The sequence below is a fragment of the Vibrio sp. 1F255 genome, from assembly GCF_041439145.1.
In the GTDB taxonomy this organism is placed as follows: Bacteria; Pseudomonadota; Gammaproteobacteria; order Enterobacterales; family Vibrionaceae; genus Vibrio; species Vibrio crassostreae_C.
In genome coordinates this window covers 1-18,208 of record NZ_JBGONQ010000028.1, presented here as the reverse complement: position 1 = coordinate 18,208, position 18,208 = coordinate 1, and the positions used below count along the sequence as shown (strand labels likewise).

At 44.6% G+C, this 18,208-nt stretch carries 18 protein-coding genes; 3 read left to right on the top strand and 15 right to left on the bottom strand.

Annotated elements, in window-relative coordinates; all coding sequences use genetic code 11:
• Window positions 1-134: 134 nt before the first annotated feature.
• From ACED41_RS15480 to ACED41_RS15460, 5 genes are all read right to left on the bottom strand, one after another.
• Window positions 135-1,415, bottom strand: a complete 1,281-nt coding sequence (locus ACED41_RS15480) for an extracellular solute-binding protein (protein ID WP_050653228.1) — start codon at window positions 1,413-1,415, stop codon at window positions 135-137.
• 6 nt (window positions 1,416-1,421) lie between these two features.
• The gene (locus tag ACED41_RS15475; protein ID WP_371725238.1) at window positions 1,422-2,369 is read right to left on the bottom strand and encodes a carbohydrate ABC transporter permease; all 948 of its coding nucleotides are present in this window, start codon (window positions 2,367-2,369) and stop codon (window positions 1,422-1,424) included.
• A gap of 23 nt (window positions 2,370-2,392) precedes the next feature.
• On the bottom strand, window positions 2,393-3,277 hold the full coding sequence (locus tag ACED41_RS15470) for a carbohydrate ABC transporter permease (protein WP_239962038.1): 885 nt from the start codon (window positions 3,275-3,277) through the stop codon (window positions 2,393-2,395).
• Window positions 3,278-3,361: 84 nt separating this feature from the next.
• Complete coding sequence (locus tag ACED41_RS15465) at window positions 3,362-4,264, bottom strand: LysR substrate-binding domain-containing protein (protein ID WP_371725237.1); 903 nt, start codon at window positions 4,262-4,264, stop codon at window positions 3,362-3,364.
• Window positions 4,265-4,436: 172 nt separating this feature from the next.
• Window positions 4,437-6,062, bottom strand: a complete 1,626-nt coding sequence (locus ACED41_RS15460) for an ABC transporter substrate-binding protein (RefSeq protein ID WP_371725236.1) — start codon at window positions 6,060-6,062, stop codon at window positions 4,437-4,439.
• 144 nt (window positions 6,063-6,206) lie between these two features.
• Here ACED41_RS15460 and mpaA point away from each other — a divergent pair, with 144 nt between their 5' ends.
• A complete protein-coding gene (mpaA, locus tag ACED41_RS15455) occupies window positions 6,207-6,914 on the top strand; it encodes a murein tripeptide amidase MpaA (protein ID WP_371725235.1) in 708 nt (235 codons plus the stop codon).
• 408 nt (window positions 6,915-7,322) lie between these two features.
• On the opposite strand, the gene eat is transcribed toward mpaA, so the two are convergent.
• Genes eat through ACED41_RS15440 form a run of 3 tightly spaced genes read right to left on the bottom strand, consistent with a single transcriptional unit; the run spans window position 7,323 to window position 11,019 of the window.
• Entirely contained in the window at window positions 7,323-8,720 is a 1,398-nt protein-coding gene (gene eat, locus ACED41_RS15450) for an ethanolamine permease (protein WP_017061647.1), read from the bottom strand.
• A gap of 24 nt (window positions 8,721-8,744) precedes the next feature.
• Window positions 8,745-9,614, bottom strand: a complete 870-nt coding sequence (gene eutC, locus ACED41_RS15445; protein ID WP_017067008.1) for an ethanolamine ammonia-lyase subunit EutC — start codon at window positions 9,612-9,614, stop codon at window positions 8,745-8,747.
• Window positions 9,607-11,019 (bottom strand): ethanolamine ammonia-lyase subunit EutB, encoded by a 1,413-nt coding sequence (locus ACED41_RS15440; RefSeq protein WP_017061645.1) that lies wholly within the window; start codon window positions 11,017-11,019, stop codon window positions 9,607-9,609. Before ACED41_RS15440 ends, eutC begins: the two co-directional genes overlap by 8 nt.
• A 200-nt stretch (window positions 11,020-11,219) precedes the next feature.
• On the opposite strand from ACED41_RS15440, the gene ACED41_RS15435 reads away from it, so the two are divergent.
• Entirely contained in the window at window positions 11,220-12,140 is a 921-nt protein-coding gene (locus ACED41_RS15435; protein WP_017067657.1) for a helix-turn-helix domain-containing protein, read from the top strand.
• Window positions 12,141-12,244: 104 nt separating this feature from the next.
• Here ACED41_RS15435 and folM read toward each other — a convergent pair whose 3' ends face one another.
• The 7 genes from folM to ACED41_RS15400 all read right to left on the bottom strand — a co-directional run bounded on the left by folM (window position 12,245) and on the right by ACED41_RS15400 (window position 16,729).
• On the bottom strand, window positions 12,245-12,961 hold the full coding sequence (gene folM / locus ACED41_RS15430) for a dihydromonapterin reductase (RefSeq protein WP_371725234.1): 717 nt from the start codon (window positions 12,959-12,961) through the stop codon (window positions 12,245-12,247).
• On the bottom strand, window positions 12,958-13,596 hold the full coding sequence (gene folE, locus ACED41_RS15425) for a GTP cyclohydrolase I FolE (protein WP_048611743.1): 639 nt from the start codon (window positions 13,594-13,596) through the stop codon (window positions 12,958-12,960). Before folE ends, folM begins: the two co-directional genes overlap by 4 nt.
• Window positions 13,597-13,614: 18 nt before the next feature.
• Window positions 13,615-13,986 (bottom strand): dihydroneopterin triphosphate 2'-epimerase, encoded by a 372-nt coding sequence (folX, locus tag ACED41_RS15420; protein WP_017067658.1) that lies wholly within the window; start codon window positions 13,984-13,986, stop codon window positions 13,615-13,617.
• Window positions 13,987-14,083: 97 nt separating this feature from the next.
• Complete coding sequence (folK, locus tag ACED41_RS15415; protein WP_102320872.1) at window positions 14,084-14,581, bottom strand: 2-amino-4-hydroxy-6-hydroxymethyldihydropteridine diphosphokinase; 498 nt, start codon at window positions 14,579-14,581, stop codon at window positions 14,084-14,086.
• 419 nt (window positions 14,582-15,000) lie between these two features.
• Entirely contained in the window at window positions 15,001-15,525 is a 525-nt protein-coding gene (locus tag ACED41_RS15410; RefSeq protein WP_371725233.1) for a hypothetical protein, read from the bottom strand.
• 124 nt (window positions 15,526-15,649) lie between these two features.
• Complete coding sequence (locus ACED41_RS15405; RefSeq protein ID WP_371725232.1) at window positions 15,650-16,117, bottom strand: hypothetical protein; 468 nt, start codon at window positions 16,115-16,117, stop codon at window positions 15,650-15,652.
• Window positions 16,118-16,216: 99 nt separating this feature from the next.
• Window positions 16,217-16,729: a hypothetical protein gene (locus ACED41_RS15400; protein WP_371708895.1), complete on the bottom strand. Its 513-nt coding sequence runs from the start codon at window positions 16,727-16,729 to the stop codon at window positions 16,217-16,219.
• Window positions 16,730-17,221: 492 nt separating this feature from the next.
• Here ACED41_RS15400 and ACED41_RS15395 point away from each other — a divergent pair, with 492 nt between their 5' ends.
• Window positions 17,222-18,208 (top strand): IS110 family transposase, encoded by a 987-nt coding sequence (locus tag ACED41_RS15395; protein ID WP_371725231.1) that lies wholly within the window; start codon window positions 17,222-17,224, stop codon window positions 18,206-18,208.

Here is an 18,208-nt window from a genome sequence, read left to right as displayed (position 1 = left end):
GTAAAAAGAGGCCCACCCGAATAGATGGGCCTTTGTTAGTTCATCGTTCGCTATTAATAGCTATTCGCTGTTAACAACTATTCATTGCTAATAACTCTTTGTTTTTAATAAATAAGAGCTAATAACTTTACTGATTAAGAACGATTCGCTCGGTCTAGTGCGCGTTGTGCTTTCTTCGCCGCTTGTTTTAGCGCTTGGTCAGCTGGCACGTTTTGGATTTGAATCTGATCCGCTGCCACTTTCAGAGCGTCCATGATCTTACCGTTGGTAGGGTCTAGGAAGTCTTTGGTCGCCGTGTTCGCTTGCTTCAAAGGAATCAGAGCTTGCGGGTTATCTTTAGTGAACGCTTGGTATTCTGGTACTTCAGAAACGCTGTTACGCACTGGGATGTAACCCGTGAACATTGACCATGCCGCCGTGTTCTTCGCATTGGTGTAGAACTCAACAAACTCGAATGCACCTTTTGCTGCTGCTTCGTCGGTGCCTTTTGGCATCACGTAAACCAGCGCACCCGCTTGTGGCGCAGAAGGGTTTGAACCCCAACCTGGCTGTGTGGTTGCTGAAAGCTTAGTGAAGTCCAAATCACCTTGGTCGCCCGATGAACCGGTGTAACCCAACGCGTTGTCTTTCATTACGTCATCAATGGTTTTGTACCAGTATTCCCAACCTTGACCGCCGTAGTGAATACGCATGATTTGATCATCGTGGATCCACTTACGGAAGCTGTCCCACACCTCAACCCATTCAGCCGAGTCGATTAACACTGTTTTGCCATCATCACTGATGATCTTCGCGCCGTTAGAGAAAGCCGCGTCAATCATGTTGTCTTGGCCCCACATTGGCTCCCAGCCGTAAAAGGTCACGTTGCCTTTGTCATCACGTTGGGTAACTTTCTCCGCGACCTTAGCCACGCCTTGCCATGTGTTTAGGTCTTGCTCAGTAAAACCGTTGTCTGCCAACACTTGCTTGTTGTAGTAAAACACTTGAGTTGTGCCATAAGCAGGCAAGCCAATGATGGTACCGTCGTCTGCCGTCACTTGGTCTTTAAACGCGCCAATGAAATCAGAGAAGTTAAACTCTTCATCCATGAACGGCGTTAGGTCACGGCTTAAACCACGCCCATGCATCGCTTCCGCACGACCTGAATCTAGTAGCACAAGTTCAGGTGCCGTTCTAGACGCTAGACCTGCTTGCAGCTTCTGGTAGGTTTCCGTGTAGTTGCCTTGCAATGCTGGCTTCACCACATACTCATCTTGGCTCGCGTTGAACTCTTCGATGAGCTTAGTCATCATTTGCTGTGGCTTAGTACCACCGGAATACCAAAAGTTGACTTCGGTTGCGGCAAGAACACTGCTAGAGAACATAGACGCGCTTGCTGCGCCAGCACACACTAGTGCGAGAGTTTTTAATTTCATTTCCGTTTACTCTTTTACGCCGTTATCGGCGATACCTGAAAGAATCGTCTTTTGACAAATGACGAATAGAATTAACAAAGGCAATACTGCAATGGTGCTCGCCGCCATGATTTGCGACCAGTTCAATCCATAGTTACCTTCGGCAATAAAGTAGTGACGAATCCCGGTCGCAATCAGGTTAAGTTCCTGAGTGGTAATAACCAAGCTTGGCCACATGTAGCTGTTGTAATTGGTAATAAAAGTGATGAGGAACAATGTTGCGACTGCTGCTCGGCATTGCGGTAAGATGATTGCCCATAAGATCTTGAGCTCACCTGCACCATCAATTCGTGCCGCTTCAATCAGCGACGGATGCACCTTGATAAACACTTGGCGTAGATAAAACACACCGAAAACCGACGCCGCGTTCGACGCAACCAATCCCATGTGAGAATCCAACAAACCCAGCCTTGCCAAAGTGATGTAAGACGGAATGTACGTCACTGCGCCCGGCAGCATGTAACAGCCCATCACGATAAAATAGAGCACGGTTTTCGAGCGAAACTTCAACTGCGTTAATGCGTATGCAAACATCGCCGAGTTAACAATCACCAACAGCGTAGTAAACAAGGCCACACTAAAACTGTTGAAGATGTACAAGCCAAACGGCGCGCTGTGAAAGGTTTCGACAAAGGTTTCCCAGCGAAACTGCTCTGGAATCAAATTCAACGGGCTAGCAAAAATCTCATCATTGGTTTTCAGCGAACCTGACAGCATCCATAAAAACGGAAACACCATAATGGTTCCGCAGGTCGCTAAGAAAAGGTGCTTAGCCAGTGCGATAAACGAACGGCGATCCACTGAGTTTTTCTTTGACACAACCTCTGATTTGGTCGCTTTCGTTTGAGCTGTGACTTTGGTTTTCGCTGCACTCTGATTCAATACTTGATTGGCATCCAATACTTGCGTGGTCATAATTCTGTCCTTTCAAAAATCGACTAGTAGTACACCCAGCGCTTGCCGATGTAGGTATTAATAAGTGCCAACAATCCAGTAATCAGGAATATCACTAACGATGTTGCGGCCGCAGGTCCCATTTCGTAACGCTCAAACGCTTGTTGGTAGAACAAGTACAACAAGGTACGAGTCTCTCCGCCTGGGCCGCCTTGCGTTAATATCTGGAACTGATCGAATGCCTGCATTGCCGTAATAATGTTGACCACCACCAAGAAGAATGTAGTTGGGGAAATCAGCGGCAGCGTTATCTTCAAAAAGCGCGTTAAGCTGCTGCAACCATCGATCAAAGAAGCCTCATACAGTGACTCTGGAATCTTGTTGAGCGCACTGATGTAAAACAGCATTGTCCAACCAATCGCCTGCCAAACCGTCACGATAATCACCGCAATCAAGGCTGTGTTTCCGTTCTCTAACCATGGAATTGCGCTAAACCCTGCCGACTCTAATAAGTGGTTGGCCAAGCCTGACTTCGTCTCGAACACCCAAGACCACACAATCGACACCGCGACCGTTGGCGTGATCCAAGGAGAGAAGATCACCGCACGATAGAACTGGCTGCCCTTGAAGTTTTTGTGCAACAACATCGCAAACACAAGCCCAAGAATGATGGTTGGAATCACCACTCCGACAGAGAACCAAAACGTGTTGAGTACTGCTTGAATGAACTCATAGTCCTCAACCATGTACTCGTAATTTTCTAAACCGATGAACGAATAATCTGGCGAGATGTAATCCCAATCGGTGAAGCTGATATAAATTGAATAACCAAATGGTACGAGCCAAAAAGTAAACAGTGGCACCAACAACGGTGCGGTAAATAACAGTACCTTTAAGCGGTTTTTCATTGGTTCTGAGAAAGCACTCATGGTGACCTCGTCCTTATTTGTATGCGGTTAAATTAAGGGGTTTGTGTGACAGGTTAGTAAGAGCGCCCTTCATTTTTTTTATGGCTACCCATTAGAAAATCTTTCTTCCAGTTCACCGTCTTCCATCTGGTGATAAAGCCAATCACAAAAGAAATTCACCTTGGCACTGCGTCGGTGTTTAGTAATCAAATAGTGGGCAGATTCAGCAGGCATTGAGGACTCTGTCGCCAGAACCAGATCGTTTTTCTCTAACAGCTCAGACACCGCAAGCGAACGCACCAACAACTCGCCAATGCCATGTTTGACCGCTTCTAAGGCGTGCAAAGAATTACTCACCTCCAATAACACCTTCGGTAGGGTCATCTCGAATTGGTTGTGACTCAACCATTGCAGCCAGTTCTCTCGGTAACCTTTTACTTGCACGGTCGGCAGAGCAGAAAAATCATGCTCAACCAAGGAGTCTTGATATTGGTTTTTAAAGTCTGGGCTACACACCAACTGCCAATGCTCTTGAAAGAGTCGCTCACTATGAGTGTCTTCGCTTTCGACCTTGCCATTGGTCAGTTCAATATCGACATTCTGACAAGGGTTGGTTGATGGCCAGTCCACCAGCTGAATATCGAGCCTGATAAAAGGGTATTTTTGATAAAAAGATGGCAAGCGAGGCAGCAGCCAGTTATGGCAAAAGGTGTGATTAACGCGCAGGCTCAACACGTCGGTTTCTTTTTCCCCGAAGAGGATTTGAGTCTGTAATTTCAGGTGTGCTAATGAACCCGCAACAATCGGTTGATAGTGCTGGGCAGCTGACGTCAGCTTTACGCCTTTGGAGCTTCGCTCAAACAATGTGGTATCGAGAAAGGTTTCTAAACTTTTAAGCTGCTGACTCACCGCAGCTTGGGTAACACAAAGCTCGCGCGCAGCAGCGCCAATAGAACCGAGGCGGGCAACAGCTTCGAACGCAACAAGGGCACGTAGAGGGGGTAACATGGCTTCACCTGATTGAAATAAAAGTGAAAAATACTTCAATCAGGTTTCAGTTTTTTGCGCTTACCGTTACAGATTAATGACGAAGGGACGTTGATCAGATATTTATGATCAACGTCCCTTTTCTTCTATCTCTTATTTCTATGCGTTAGGCCTGAACTCGCGTTTAGCCTATCTATTCTTTGATATAGAGGTCCTTAGAATAGATTCGTCCTTCTACGTTGTTCTTGGCAAACCCACCAACACTTGGTCGTACTAGACGAGCCTGCATGTAGTAGTAAATTGGTGCGATCGGCATATCTTCTGCCAACAACTGTTCTGCTTGATCATAGAAACCTTGGCGATCTTGTTCACTGGTTGCAGCTAGTGCGCTATCCATTGCTGCGTCGTACTTTTCATTGTTGTAGCGAGCAAAGTTACCTGAAGAGCCAGAACGCAACAGGCTCAAGAAGGTTGATGCTTCATTGTAGTCACCACACCAAGAGGCGCGCATCACATCAAAATCACCTTGGCGACGCGATACCAAGTAAGACTTCCACTCTTGGTTTTCTAGTTCAACTTGTGCGCCTAAGTTGCCTTTCAGCATTGATGCAATCGCCACTGCAATCGACTTGTTCGATTCACTGGTATTGTAAAGCAGTTTGAAATCCAATGGGTTAGACGCATCGTAGCCCGATTCTTGCAATAGTTCTTTGGCCTTTTGATCGCGTTCTTTCTGAGTCCACGTGCTGTATTCAGGTTGTGTTGCATCAAAACCAGCCGTGTACTCATGAGCAAAGGTATAAGCCGGTAAGTTGCCCACCTGAGTCACACCATTGGTGATAACGTCACGCATCATAGAATAAGAGACAGCTTTACGTACTCGCGCATCATCAAAAGGTGGTCGCGTAGTATTGAATGCGTAGTAGTAAGTACACAACAGAGGCACTGTGGTAAACGCATCTTGATATTTGCTTTTAAGCTGCTGCGCCATGTGTGTAGGCACGTCCGAAGTAATATCGACCTCGCCCACCGCATAACGGTTAATCGAGGCATTCTGATTCTCAAACGGAATATAAGTTACTTCGGTTAAGTGGGTATCTGAACTGTCCCAGTACGTCGGGTTCTTCTTAAGCTCAATGCGCTCGTTCACCACCCACTCATCTAGTACGAATGCACCATTACCAACAAATTGCTTAGGATCGCTCCACGGCTTGTCACTACTTTCTAGGGTTGCTTTGTGCACTGGCATCATGGATGTGTGGCCTGTCATCGCCACAAAGTAAGGCACTTTACTATCGAGTTCGAATTTCACCGTGTGTTTATCGACTGCAGAGATACCTAACTCTTCAACGGGCTTTTTGCCTTCGGCTACGTCAGCAATGTTGTTGATTTGAGTAAGCTTGAGATACCAAACATTCGGCGATGCCGTTTTAGGATCGACCGCGCGTCTTATCGCATACACGAAATCATCGGCCGTCACCGGATCGCCATTCGACCATTTCGCGTCTTTACGTAGGTGGAATACAAACGTCTGGTTGTCTTCGGTTTCCCAAGACTGTGCAACACCTGGGGTGATATTGCCATCGCGATCTTGAATCACTAAACCTTCAAATAGGTCACGTAGAATGTGCATTTCTGGCAGGCCTTCTGCTTTCGCAGGGTCAAGCGTCGCCGCTTCTGCATCGTTAGCACGAACTAAATGTTGTTCTTTCGCCAGAGAAGTTCCCGCAGGCAATGTGTCAGCAACGGCAGTTACTGAGATAAAAGGGGTCAATAGAGATGAAATGAGTAAAGCCGTTGAATGTTTCTTAAAATCCATATGTTTTTGCTCTCCTAGCCTATCTTTGAAGCAAGTAATAAAATTAACAATGCGACTGTTGACGAGTTTTAACGCTTTAGTTTATTTAAGTAAGTTTGTGTAATCGTTAATACTTGATAGTACTTGATCAATCAGGAGATAAAGGTGAGTTTAATTCCAAGAACAGAAAGAGCTGCATTTTCAATAAAGCCGCTAACATATGGAAAGTCAGTATTGGGCGCACCCTTGCTCTATTTCCCCGCGCAAGTAGAAAGCGAATCTCGAGGTCTAATCTTAGCAGGCACGCACGGTGACGAAACCGCTTCTATCGCAGGTTTGTCTTGTGCACTAAGAAGTTTGCCAGCCGCCAACTTGCGACACGATGTGATTCTGTCTATGAACCCAGATGGCAATCAATTAGGAACACGTGCCAACGCAAACCAAGTCGATCTGAACCGCGCCTTTCCAACTCAAAACTGGACAGAAAACGGCACCGTCTATCGCTGGAGTTCTCACACCCCAGTCAGAGATGTAAAAGTGAAAACCGGGCAAGCCGAACAACTTGAACCTGAAGTGCAATCGCTCATAAACCTCATCGAACAGCGCCAACCTAAATTCGTCATCTCTTTTCACGAACCACTCGCCATGGTCGATGACCCCGATCGATCAGAACTCACCACTTGGCTAGGTAAGCAATTCAACCTGCCGCTCGTTGAAGACGTCGATTACGAAACCCCAGGCTCATTCGGTACATGGTGTCAGGAAAGAAACCTACCGTGCATTACTGTAGAACTACCGCCCGTTTCTGCGGATTTAACTATAGAAAAGTATTTGGATGCGTTTGTGGCAGTGTTGGGGTGTGAGGGAAGTTAGTCTGGAGTAGGCTACATATACACATGCGAACAGTAATTCATCCTAATTACTAGTGAATCATATATTCCGTCTACTGAATCAATCCCATTCATAATCTATGCCGAATTCTTCCTTTGCATCATTTCAACTTATCTTTAGAGAAAGGCAATCGACATGATTAGCGCGATGAAAACTTCACTATCAATGAACTTCGGGGCTCGTCGCTATGAATCTAACTCGTTATAAAAAATCATGACAAGTGTCTGGACAAAAACGTTCCAAGAAAATGATCCTAAAACAGCACTATTTCTAAATTAATATTTATCGTTAGAGGTGATCGCGATTGGGGTTTACACGCAAGTTACTACAAGTAGTGTAATAAAGGCTCCAGCAAAGCACTAGAGCCTTAAATACCATTAGAAATTGGATCTAATTAGTAGCCTCAAGCTCTTTCTCTGCAACCGACAGCATCTCAAACTCTTCCTCAGCGGTCGATGCGACCAATTTATTACGGCTATATAGGCCATAATAAGCACCACCAATCACAAAGAGTCCCATAGTCATAAAGAATGCAGATGGGTCAAAAGCATAAACACCCGTCATTGCAATAAGCGACAGCACTAGTGAAGTGCCGGAAGTCAGCATGCCACCCGGTGTTTTGTATGGACGGTGAAGCTCTGGTTGCTTGATACGCAACAATATATGACTAAGCGACATTAATGCATAAGACACTGTCGCCCCCACTACCGCCATCGCCAAGATCAGGTCGCCTTCTCCGGTCAATGACACAGCAAAACCAAACACACCCGGCACCACTAAAGCACGAGCAGGCACTTTGTTTTTGTTTGTAAGCGACAAGCTTTGAGGCAAGTAACCCGCACGAGACAATGCAAACACTAAGCGGCTATAACCGTAGATAATCGAGAAGAATGAAGCAATAAGTCCTGCAAGTCCTAGTATATTAACAGCCGTTGCAACGGTTGGATTACCGGTCAACTTCAAGGCATCGACTAGAGGAACGGCACTATTCGCAATCGCTTCAGAACCCACAGCGCCCGCAAGCAGCAGAACGACTAAGGTAGCGGTGACCAGTAAGAATAACATTGCGCCGATAATGCCTTTGGGTACATCCTTGGCCGGGTTTTTCGCCTCTTCAGCAGCCAATGGAACCCCTTCTACCGCAAGAAAAAGCCACATTGCAAACGGTAGTGCCGCCCATACACCATACCAACCAAAAGGAAGTAGTTCTGTGGCTTGTGCGGTTGCCGGAGCGATATCAAACAGATTATTAGCATCAAACTCACTAACCAATACGCCTGCTGTCATAAGAATTGCTAGTACGGCTAACCCACTGATGACCATCATGACTTTCAGAGCTTCTCCTACCCCTGCCATATGAATACCGATAAAGATGGCATAAAAGATCGCGTAAACAAGAGGACCATCGATACCCATTAGTTCATTCACCGCTGAGCCAATAAAAATGACAATCGCGGCAGGTGCAAGGGCATACTCAATTAAGACGGATAAGCCGGTAAAAAATCCCCCCGTTGGTCCCATGGCTTGTCGAGCAAAACTATAGCCACCTCCTGCAGCGGGAATAGCCGCAGACATCTCCGCCAAAGAAAGGACAAGGGTGAAGTACATCACCGCCATAGCAATTGCTGCAATAAGAAAGCCTCCCCAACCAGCTTGACCGATACCAAAGTTCCAGCCTGCAAAGTCACCAGAGATCACGTATGAAACGCCTAACCCTGCTAGCAAAATCCACCCAGCAGTGCCCCTTTTAAGTTGTCTTTGCGCCAAATATTCCTGATGTTCTGACATTGTAAATCCCTCTATTTTTGTCTTTTATCCAATTAAAAAATTGCCTGTGTGCTTGTCTTCTAACTGCTCACCACCTTCTTCCTCGATACTCGAACGGTCTTTAAGGTTGACCCCAGAAAGCTCTAGCCGACGAGCTTCCTTCAATAGGTATACCGCTCGCTTACACGCATCTTCATAAGCCAACCCCTGTGGGCGAATATTAGAAATGCAGTTCCTATCAGAGTCTTTTGCTCCTCTTCTTGCCTGCCAAGTCAGGTACATACCCATGCTATCTGGAGAGGTCAGTCCCGGGCGTTCACCAATCAAAACCACCACCATCTTGGCTTGTAAGCACTCGCAAACATCATCTCCTATTGCCACTCGGCCCTGCCTCACAACAGTAATAGGAGCAACATGCCACGGCACTTCGTCTTCCCCTAATAAAGAAAGCAGATGCTCAATGACTGGATTTGCATGATTTTGAATGGCAATTGAAGACAAGCCATCAGCCACTACTATCGCGAGATCAAACGGGGGAGACTCTGAATGAAGAACGGCTTGCAACTGATTCCAACAGACGTCATCAAGCTCACGACCAAGATCCGGCCTTTGCAAATACATGAATCTGTCTGTCGCTTTGCTGTGCGCCTTAATTGGTGCCTGAGAAGTGTGTTGAATGACCGAGTTTGATTGAGCGATGAGCTCAACCAATGAATCCACATCTAAAGCACAATGAACGGCATCCATCGCCTGTGCATGGTCGAGTTGAAATGAAAGCAACTCTTTAGTTGGAACGCTATTTCCACTTCGACCCAGTGCAATACGTGCCGATGTAAAACCTTTAAGCTCGTGCCAAGGGTTTTGAGTTACCAACTTAGAAGCAGAATGTTTTGCCATAGAGACCACCTTACCCATGTGCGGGGCCTCCATTAAGTTGTGCTAGAGCGCCAGCAAATGAGCCGGAGAGTCGTTCATTTAGGCGCACATCTTTTACATCATCAAAAATCTGCATCTGAGTTAGCCACTCCTCAAACTCCGGCGCAGGTTTTAAACCCAACACCTTGCGTGCATAAAGTGCATCATGAAACGAGGTTGTTTGATAATTGAGCATGATGTCATCGGAACCCGGAATCCCCATAATGAACGAGCACTCAGCGACACCGAGCAATGTCAGTAAGTTATCCATATCATTTTGATCGGCATAGGCATGGTTGGTATAGCAGATATCACACCCCATCGGCAGGCCAAGCAATTTGCCACAAAAATGGTCCTCAAGCCCTGCTCGAATAATCTGTTTTCCATCAAAGAGATATTCAGGGCCGATAAAGCCGACCACGGTATTAACCAACAATGGATTAAAATGACGCGCTACGGCATAAGCCCGTGTCTCACAAGTTTGTTGGTCCACACCATGAAAAGCATTGGCAGAGAGAGATGTTCCTTGCCCTGTCTCAAAGTACATGACGTTACTTCCAACGGTGCCTCGGTTCAGCGAAAGCGCCGCTTCGTTTGCTTCTTTAAGGATCGAAAGGTTAATACCAAAGGTGTCGTTCGTACCTTGAGTGCCACCAATAGATTGAAAGACGAGATCCACCGGAGCGCCCATCTCAATCGCTTCAATCGTGTTTGTAACATGGGTTAATACGCAAGATTGGGTCGGGATCTGGTAGTGTTGAATGACCTCTTCCATCAGATTCATCAACTTAATTGCCTGTGGTACATTATCTGTTGCGGGATTAATGCCGATCACAGCATCACCATTGCCATACATCAAACCATCAAAAATACTGGCGGCAATGCCATTGAGAGAATCGGTTGGATGATTGGGCTGTAAACGGGTGGATAAACGACTAGGCAAGCCAATGGTGTTACGAAACGCAGTCACTACCCGACATTTTTTGGCGACTTGGATCAAATCCTGATTACGCATGATCTTACTCACTGCAGCCACCATTTCTGGAGTTAAACCAGGACGCAGCTTTGCAAGCGTGAGACTATCGGCTTCATCACTTAGCAGCCAGTTCCGAAAGTCTCCCACTGTAAGGTGATCAATCGCTTTAAACGCCTCTCTATCATGGCTATCAATGATTAAACGAGTAACTTCATCACTTTCATAAGGGATCACCGCTTCATTTAAAAACGTCTTTAGGGGCAAGTCTGCCAGTGTCATCTGAGCTACAACACGCTCTGCAGCAGAAGTCGCAGATACACCAGCCAAAACATCCCCTGAACGCTCTGGCGTAGCCTTTGCCATCAGATCTGCTAACGACTCAAAGTTAAAAACCAGGTGCCCTTGTTGTCGGCGATAAGCTGCTGTCATAAATTCCCTCTTCATAAACTGGTTCAGTTCTTGCTCAATAACCTTTTGTATATATGAGTAATTAAGCGATTTTTGAACCGAATGAATATCAAGAATCGGCAAACATAAAAAAGCATTAATAAACATAAACTTAAAGACACACTGTACTAATATGGGTCACATGGGTAGGTCATGGAATGATGAGAAAGGATGAAGAATTGATGCGTTATGCACCTAATTTGTGCACATTCAACACATTTGATGCAAATCAGCAGGCAGCCAGCCTCTTTAACTGGCAGCAAGAATATGACCAACTGAGTCAAGGAAGTTTTCTAGGTCAGATCCGTGAACGAAAATTTTCTCACGTGCACCTATTTCGAGAAGACAGCAACCGAAAACTCAAGCAGCAATGTCGTATTAATGAAGGGATTTGGTTAGGGATCAGTGCTAACGATAGACCTTTACACATCAATTACGCACAAGGTAATCCTGATAGTATTTTGATCCGTGAGGCTGGGGCGGATTTTGAGCTACTTACGCCAGAAACCTTTTCTATTTATGGGTTAGTCATAAGCCCTTCACTGGTTGAAATGATTCAGCAACAGCTAGAGATTGAATCATTAAACAGCAAGAGCCACTTTCTTGGTTGCTCTCAACACTACACCCAACAAATAAAAGCTTACTTGAGCTTACTACTCTCCCCGAGTCAATCTCGCTGGTCTTTTCAAACTCATCAATCCATTGTTCAAGATATGTTGGTCGAATTGTTCGCTCAATCGTCTAATCAAAATATGCAAAAAACCAATGCCTCACAGCGTGAGAACACAATGCGTCGAATTAGGCAGTACCTAGATAACTCGCAGTACCGTAAACCCGTCACCGTGTCTGAACTGTGCGATGCGGTTTATGTCAGTCGCCGTACGCTGCAATACACCTTTGAGTCCTGTTGTGACATATCACCAAAACAATTTATACAAAATGTACGTCTCAACCAGGTACGGCGCATTCTGCAAAATCCGAGCGAACAACGGTGCATCAATGAAATCGCCTTTGACTTTGGTTTTTTTCATCTGGGATATTTTTGCCAAAGCTACAAGCAGTTGTTTGGTGAGTCGCCCATGCAAACACGTTCTAATGTCTAAAACCCAAAAAGTGTCGAGGGACAACTTAAAAAAATGTAGTTAGACGATATGAAAGACGAATAGATTAGTTGACTATCCTGCCTCAAGATCACAACACATGAACTTCACTTCAAGTGCCTGCCGCCATCAAGGTGCAAAGTCCTTCCTGTCATATAGTGACTAGCCAAAACAAACTTAATGCCATCTATCACTTCTTCAAAGCCTGCCTCTGCGGGAATCAGTGCTTTTTTAAGAGCTTTAGTTTTGTACGCCTCGTCGTCATGTTCGTTGAATTTGATCATGGCAGGAGAGAGAGTATTGACTTTCACCTTGGGAGCCAGCATCGCTGAGAACGACAGCGTCAAGTTGTTGAGTGCGGCTTTACTGGCCGCGTAAGCGATGTGTTTTTTACTGCCTTTTTCCGCAACGTAATCACTGATGTGGATGATGTCCGACGTTTTATCGCCAGACATTAGTTGGTCTTTGAGCATTAAATTAACCAGATAAGGCACGGTGGCGTGAATCGTCATCATCTGGTGCATGATTTGTGATGCATTTTCACTGGGGTTTGTCTTGTTCTCAGGCTTCCAGTCGGAAGCGTTATGTATGATGGCACGAAGTGTCTTATATTCTTGACCAACGTAATGAAGAAAGCCCTCTAGGCTGCTTTGTTGATAAAAGTCTACCTGTTGTAAGTCGGCTCCACTGTCGCGCAGTATTTTCAGCTGGGGATAGTCGCTTCGGTAAGTGCCAACGACTTTGTATCCGTCAGATATAAGTTGCTGCGCCAGAGCGAATCCTAAACGCTTCCCCACTCCAGTTATTAGAATCGTTTCACTCATCGTAAAAACTCAGCTCTAGTTTGAGGGTTAGTTTTGAAACTGCCACCAAGCGCGGTTGTGGTGGTTTCAGAGTTAGCGTCCATAACGCCTCTCGATTTAACGCAGTAGTGAGTTGCTTTAATCGTCACAGCCACATTTTCTGTTTCAACCAGAGCCTGTATCGCGACCAGGATTTGCTGTGTAAGGCGTTCTTGAACCTGCGGACGCTGAGCAAAGAATCGAACAATACGGTTTATTTTAGATAGCCCAAGAATCTTGGATTCTGGGATATAAGCCACTTGTGCTAAACCATCGATGGTGATGAAGTGATGTTCGCACGTCGAAGTTAAATCTATATCCGATACCTTAACCATTTCATCAACTGACATTTTGTTGTCGATAACACTAATTTTGGGGAAGTTATTGTAGTCGAGCCCTGAAAATATCTCGTGAACGTACATCTTTGCAATGCGATGAGGTGTTTCAGCGAGACTGTCATCGGTTAAATCCAGCCCGAGCGTACTGACAACTTCCGTCAAAAGCCCTTTGATGCGGTTGTACTTCTGGTCGGGGTTCATTTCGCTCGATGTCATCGGGGTTTCAAGCCCCTTTTCGAGCAAAGCTTCTCTTACTTTTTCAGCTTCTGTGGTTAGCATTGAGTCGCTCCTTATGAGTTAATCTTCAAGTTCTGCTTCATAGCTCAGGGTGAGCGAGACGGAATCGGCGAAACGTAGAGCATGAGGCTTGTCAATTCTCACCTGAGCGTATCGAACCCATGAATGGTCGATACAAATACCGAGTACGTCGCTGGTTAACTTTTCTAAAAGCAGAAACCGTCCAGATTCAACATGTTCAATAATTTTTTTGCAGATATTTTTGTAGTTAAGTGCGTTCTCCACATCATCAGAGAGGCAAAGGTTGTTCGCGGGATAATGGATCTCCGCATTTATGACGATGTCTTGCTGCTTGGTTTTTTCTTCTTCGTTGAAGCCGATGAAGGTTCTTAATCTGAGATTTGTGATGGTGATAATCGCATTGTGATTCATAACAGTTTCCGAACCTTAGAAGGTAGAGTGAGTTACGTGCCTGTTAGAAGAAAAGATCAATAAAGCTCAAGCGTTCTGTTTAAAGCAGTTACAGGGACTAAGTGAAGCTGACCTCGAACGGTATAAGTTCGGTTTTCTGACTCAGCTGATCGAAGTTGTTCCAGAGATGCTGAAAAGAGATATCTAGAGTGGGATGAAGTTCTTGCGCGGCAACATCAACTAACGGTCGAAGCACAAAAGCGTACTCGGTGATTTCACCTCGAGGCAGCTCTACTCCATCAATAATGCCTACTTCGTTACCGTAAAGAAGGATATCGATATCCATCGTGCGCGAGGCATATTCTTTAGTTTCTCGCTTGCGGTCATTTTCTAATTCGATTTGATGCAGAACCTTAGCCAGTTCAGCGATAGAAAGGTCACATTCAAACCCTGCGACTAGGTTTAGGAAGTTGTCCCCTTCAAAACCAACAGGCTCACAATCGTAGAAATTAGAAATGTTCAGAGGTGCAAAGTGACTATTCAACGCTTTGAGAGATTCTGTGATGTGATGTTCGCGGTTAATGTTGCTTCCGATGCTGACATAGACGGTGGACATATTGTTTTCTCCCTTTTAGCTAACCTCTTACGTTGTAAGTCGCTAGGAAGATCAGCTATGTATCCGTTTGATGTCGGGAGGGTAAATGAAAATCTCCCGACAACTCATATAGAGTTCGGTTCTGAGTCGGAAAGGAGGACTTTTGAACTAGAAAATGCCACGGGCGAAAATTCAGCTTATGAAGGTTCTGGACAATTTCGAGTTAGTGAAAGTGCTAAATTAGCATTTGACGGATAATCTGAGGTATTGCAAAACCTCGTACCGCTTGGCCAAATCAACTTATCCACTATAGTCGTAATTAACGATTAACGACCCCATCGACAGCGTGAAGTATTCAGCTTTGTTGTTCGATTATGTTGGCTGCTAACACGCAGCCAAGGATAGATATTCCCTAATGACAGGCTTGGGACTTATGTGTGTTAGGCATTTTTTCTAAGTGCCTCATCAAGAAACTTTATAAACTCAATAGTTTGATTAGCATACTCCTCAATGAGGTCTTTATTTCGAGCTGTAGATGTTAACGTGAACGGAGCAAATTTTTGCATTGCTTGATGATGCGTCGTAACTTTTTTTTCACATAACCATTTAGGAAAAAGGTAATAGGTAGGCATTGCAAGTTTATAATAGACTGAAAATGAATTAGCTTTATACCTCTCGTATTGTGCGTACTCTTCTGGCATGTTAGTTTTCATATCTTCAATGCCCCATCCTATGACATCTAGCTGCCCTTTAAACTGAGACACATAATATAGATCAACCCAAACCTGCTGAAGCATCATCCTTAGGTTTCCGATTTCTTCAAACTGTGCCTTTGACAACTCAGTTTTGAAGACATCTTGCCTTTTGGTAAAAAACGTTGCCATAGTAATTAGCAAAGCAATCGAACCTAGTGCTAATTGCCCTAAACCACCCAAAATAGAAGCTAAATCTTTCCAATATTCCACAATAATCCTCGAAATGCCTAACGCCGAACATAAGGTGCGCCACGGTAAACTCACCAAGTGCACCGGGTGCCATACAAAACCGCCGAGTGTAATGAGTCACCTTGATGTTTTTGTTGTGTTCAAGTTATGACTGCCAGTTGTTTTTTATATAGCTAAGAGTCGCATTTAAACAACTCCATGCCGACTCACTAAAGTCCGGAAATAGATAACTAAAAGAATAGATGATAACCGGCACTAGTAATACGGCTATAAGACGTCCAAGAACACTCTTCGTAACAACTTCAGCGAGTGACGGCTTTAGTATGTTATTTATAGGAGTATTCATTAGTTTTAGATATTCTTTGCCTTCTTTAGTCAATCGTAGATCATCGTAATGGGTTGACTCGTCGACAATCACCTTTTCACCTTGTAAGTAACCATCTCCCACTGCTTCGAATATTTCACAATACAAATCAAATCGTTTGTGGTTTTCATAGCTTTGAGTTCTAACCGGAACTTCGGATGTACGATCAGGTTTCCAGTCCTTATCATAAAATCGTGTATTTGAGAGTTGCTTTTTCTGAACTTTCTCAAGCACATCTACAATTAACATAATTCAACATTCCTTCAGCAAATCATATACTTAGAATAAAGTCTGCATTTGCAACTGGCTTGTAGCTCAGCGGAAAACCAGTCCGAAAAAATGCGCTTGTTAGAGGTTGCTGGTATAGACCTTGTACCTCTGATCCTTGGTTGGATTTACCGACATATAGTAAGACCGGAAATTCCCACGAACTATGTGCTTCCTAAAACGCTCTTGCTCGATCAAATCTTGCCACGGATATAGCCACATTTCAGAAACAACATAATCCCCATTAAGATGCACAAACATCAAGTGCGTAGGGACTTCCTCTCCTTCAATTTTTGGGATTGCGCTAGTTCGAGTCCATCCACTATTTGTACCACGGCGAGTTTTAACCGAGATGGCCATTCCAGTAGTTGTCTCAACATCATGCTCGAAGCTGTCATCTACAAGGTAACCGCCTACAGCAATTTTCGTATAGATTTCACCTAGCCATCCGACTAGCTCATCTCCTTTGAGCACTTTCCCATCAGCGTGCTCAGCAAGCAGTTCTCTGATTTTTGTCTGAGTCATGGAGAGAGTTACGAATAGACCTGAAAAATCCTTTTCTATTCGATCCATTGAGTCGAAGTCGAAATCCATAGAAAACCTCTAACATTTTATTAGTAGGCGGGCTCATTTTTCTAGACGCGCCCTACCGGCCATAAACCTTTGTAAGTAGCTAAATAATCACACAGAAAAAAAGATTAGGCCATTCAAAACTATCGATAAAACGAGTCGGCTCGGATTTTCAATATACCGTGCCCACAAGACCGAGCCATTGCTATTGATAACACATTGATTTTGGTCACATAGTGTTGATTCTCTGACAAGCCGAGCTCTCTTGAATACCTCGATTACACTCATTTTCATCGTTTTTCGCTCCTCGCAGCTCAATAAGCTGCACGTAAAATCAGTACCTAGCTAGGTACGGATATCAAGAGCTTCATCACGATTACTGGCATAAGCAAAAGTAGGGCTAACAGAGTCAGGACACTTTAACGAAATAAGCATTTCTAACTTGATGTATGGAATCCACTCCCTCCTTTGCCAATCTACACTTAGCAAAGTGAGACCCTAAACGAGGATTCCAATATGCTGACTAAGAATGTTATCGCTATCGACCTAGCAAAAAATGTGCTTCAAGCCTGCCATATCAGTGTTCATGGTGAATTGCTTTCCAACAAACCGCTAAGCCGACAAAAAATGAAGGAATTTCTTGCTAAGGCAAAACCTTCTATTGTCGCCATGGAAGGTTGTTGTGGTTGTCATTATTGGGGACAGTTAGCTGAAAGATTTGGACATGAAGTACGGATCATCAATCCCAAAAAAGTAAAAGGATACCTTGAAGGTCATAAAACTGATCACAACGACGCTCTGGCCATTGCTAATGCCGCGATACAAATAGGTATCAAATGCAGTCGCCCAAAATCGCTTGAACAACAATCTATGCAATCTTTAGAGAGTAGTCGTCGTTTCTTATCTCGCAGTGTTGTTTCTTTAGGACAGCACATTAGAGGAACAATTTTAGGATACGGTGTTGCTAATCCAAAAGGTGAAAAAGGTTTGAAGGCTTCTGTTCAAACTGTTTTAGATGGAGAGACAGAAATACCCGCTAATGTAGTGTCTGTTTTATCTATGCTGTGGGAGCAGTACAAACAGCTAAAATCGAAGCTCATAGCATTCGAAAAAGAAAAGAATGCGTTAACTCGCCAAATAGAGCCATGCCAGAGATTGATGGCAATCGAAGGAGTTGGCGAAGTTACAGCTGCAATGCTTTATACAACCCTTGGTGATGGAAAGCAGTTCAAGAACGGTAGACAAGCTTCTGCATTCGTTGGTCTCACTCCTAAACAACATAGTTCTGGTGGCAAAGTGTTCATGATCGGCATTGATAAGTGTGGTGGCGTCAAAGAGCTACGCTCTCTACTTTATCTCGGTGCCATGTCTTATGTTGGAAGGTTGCCTGAAATACCGATAACTCAAAAAGATGCTTGGCTTAAAAAAATAATTGAACGTATTGGTTTTAAAAAGGTTCATCGCGGATTAGCGGGAACTAAAAACAAAAACGGTAGTAAGTGA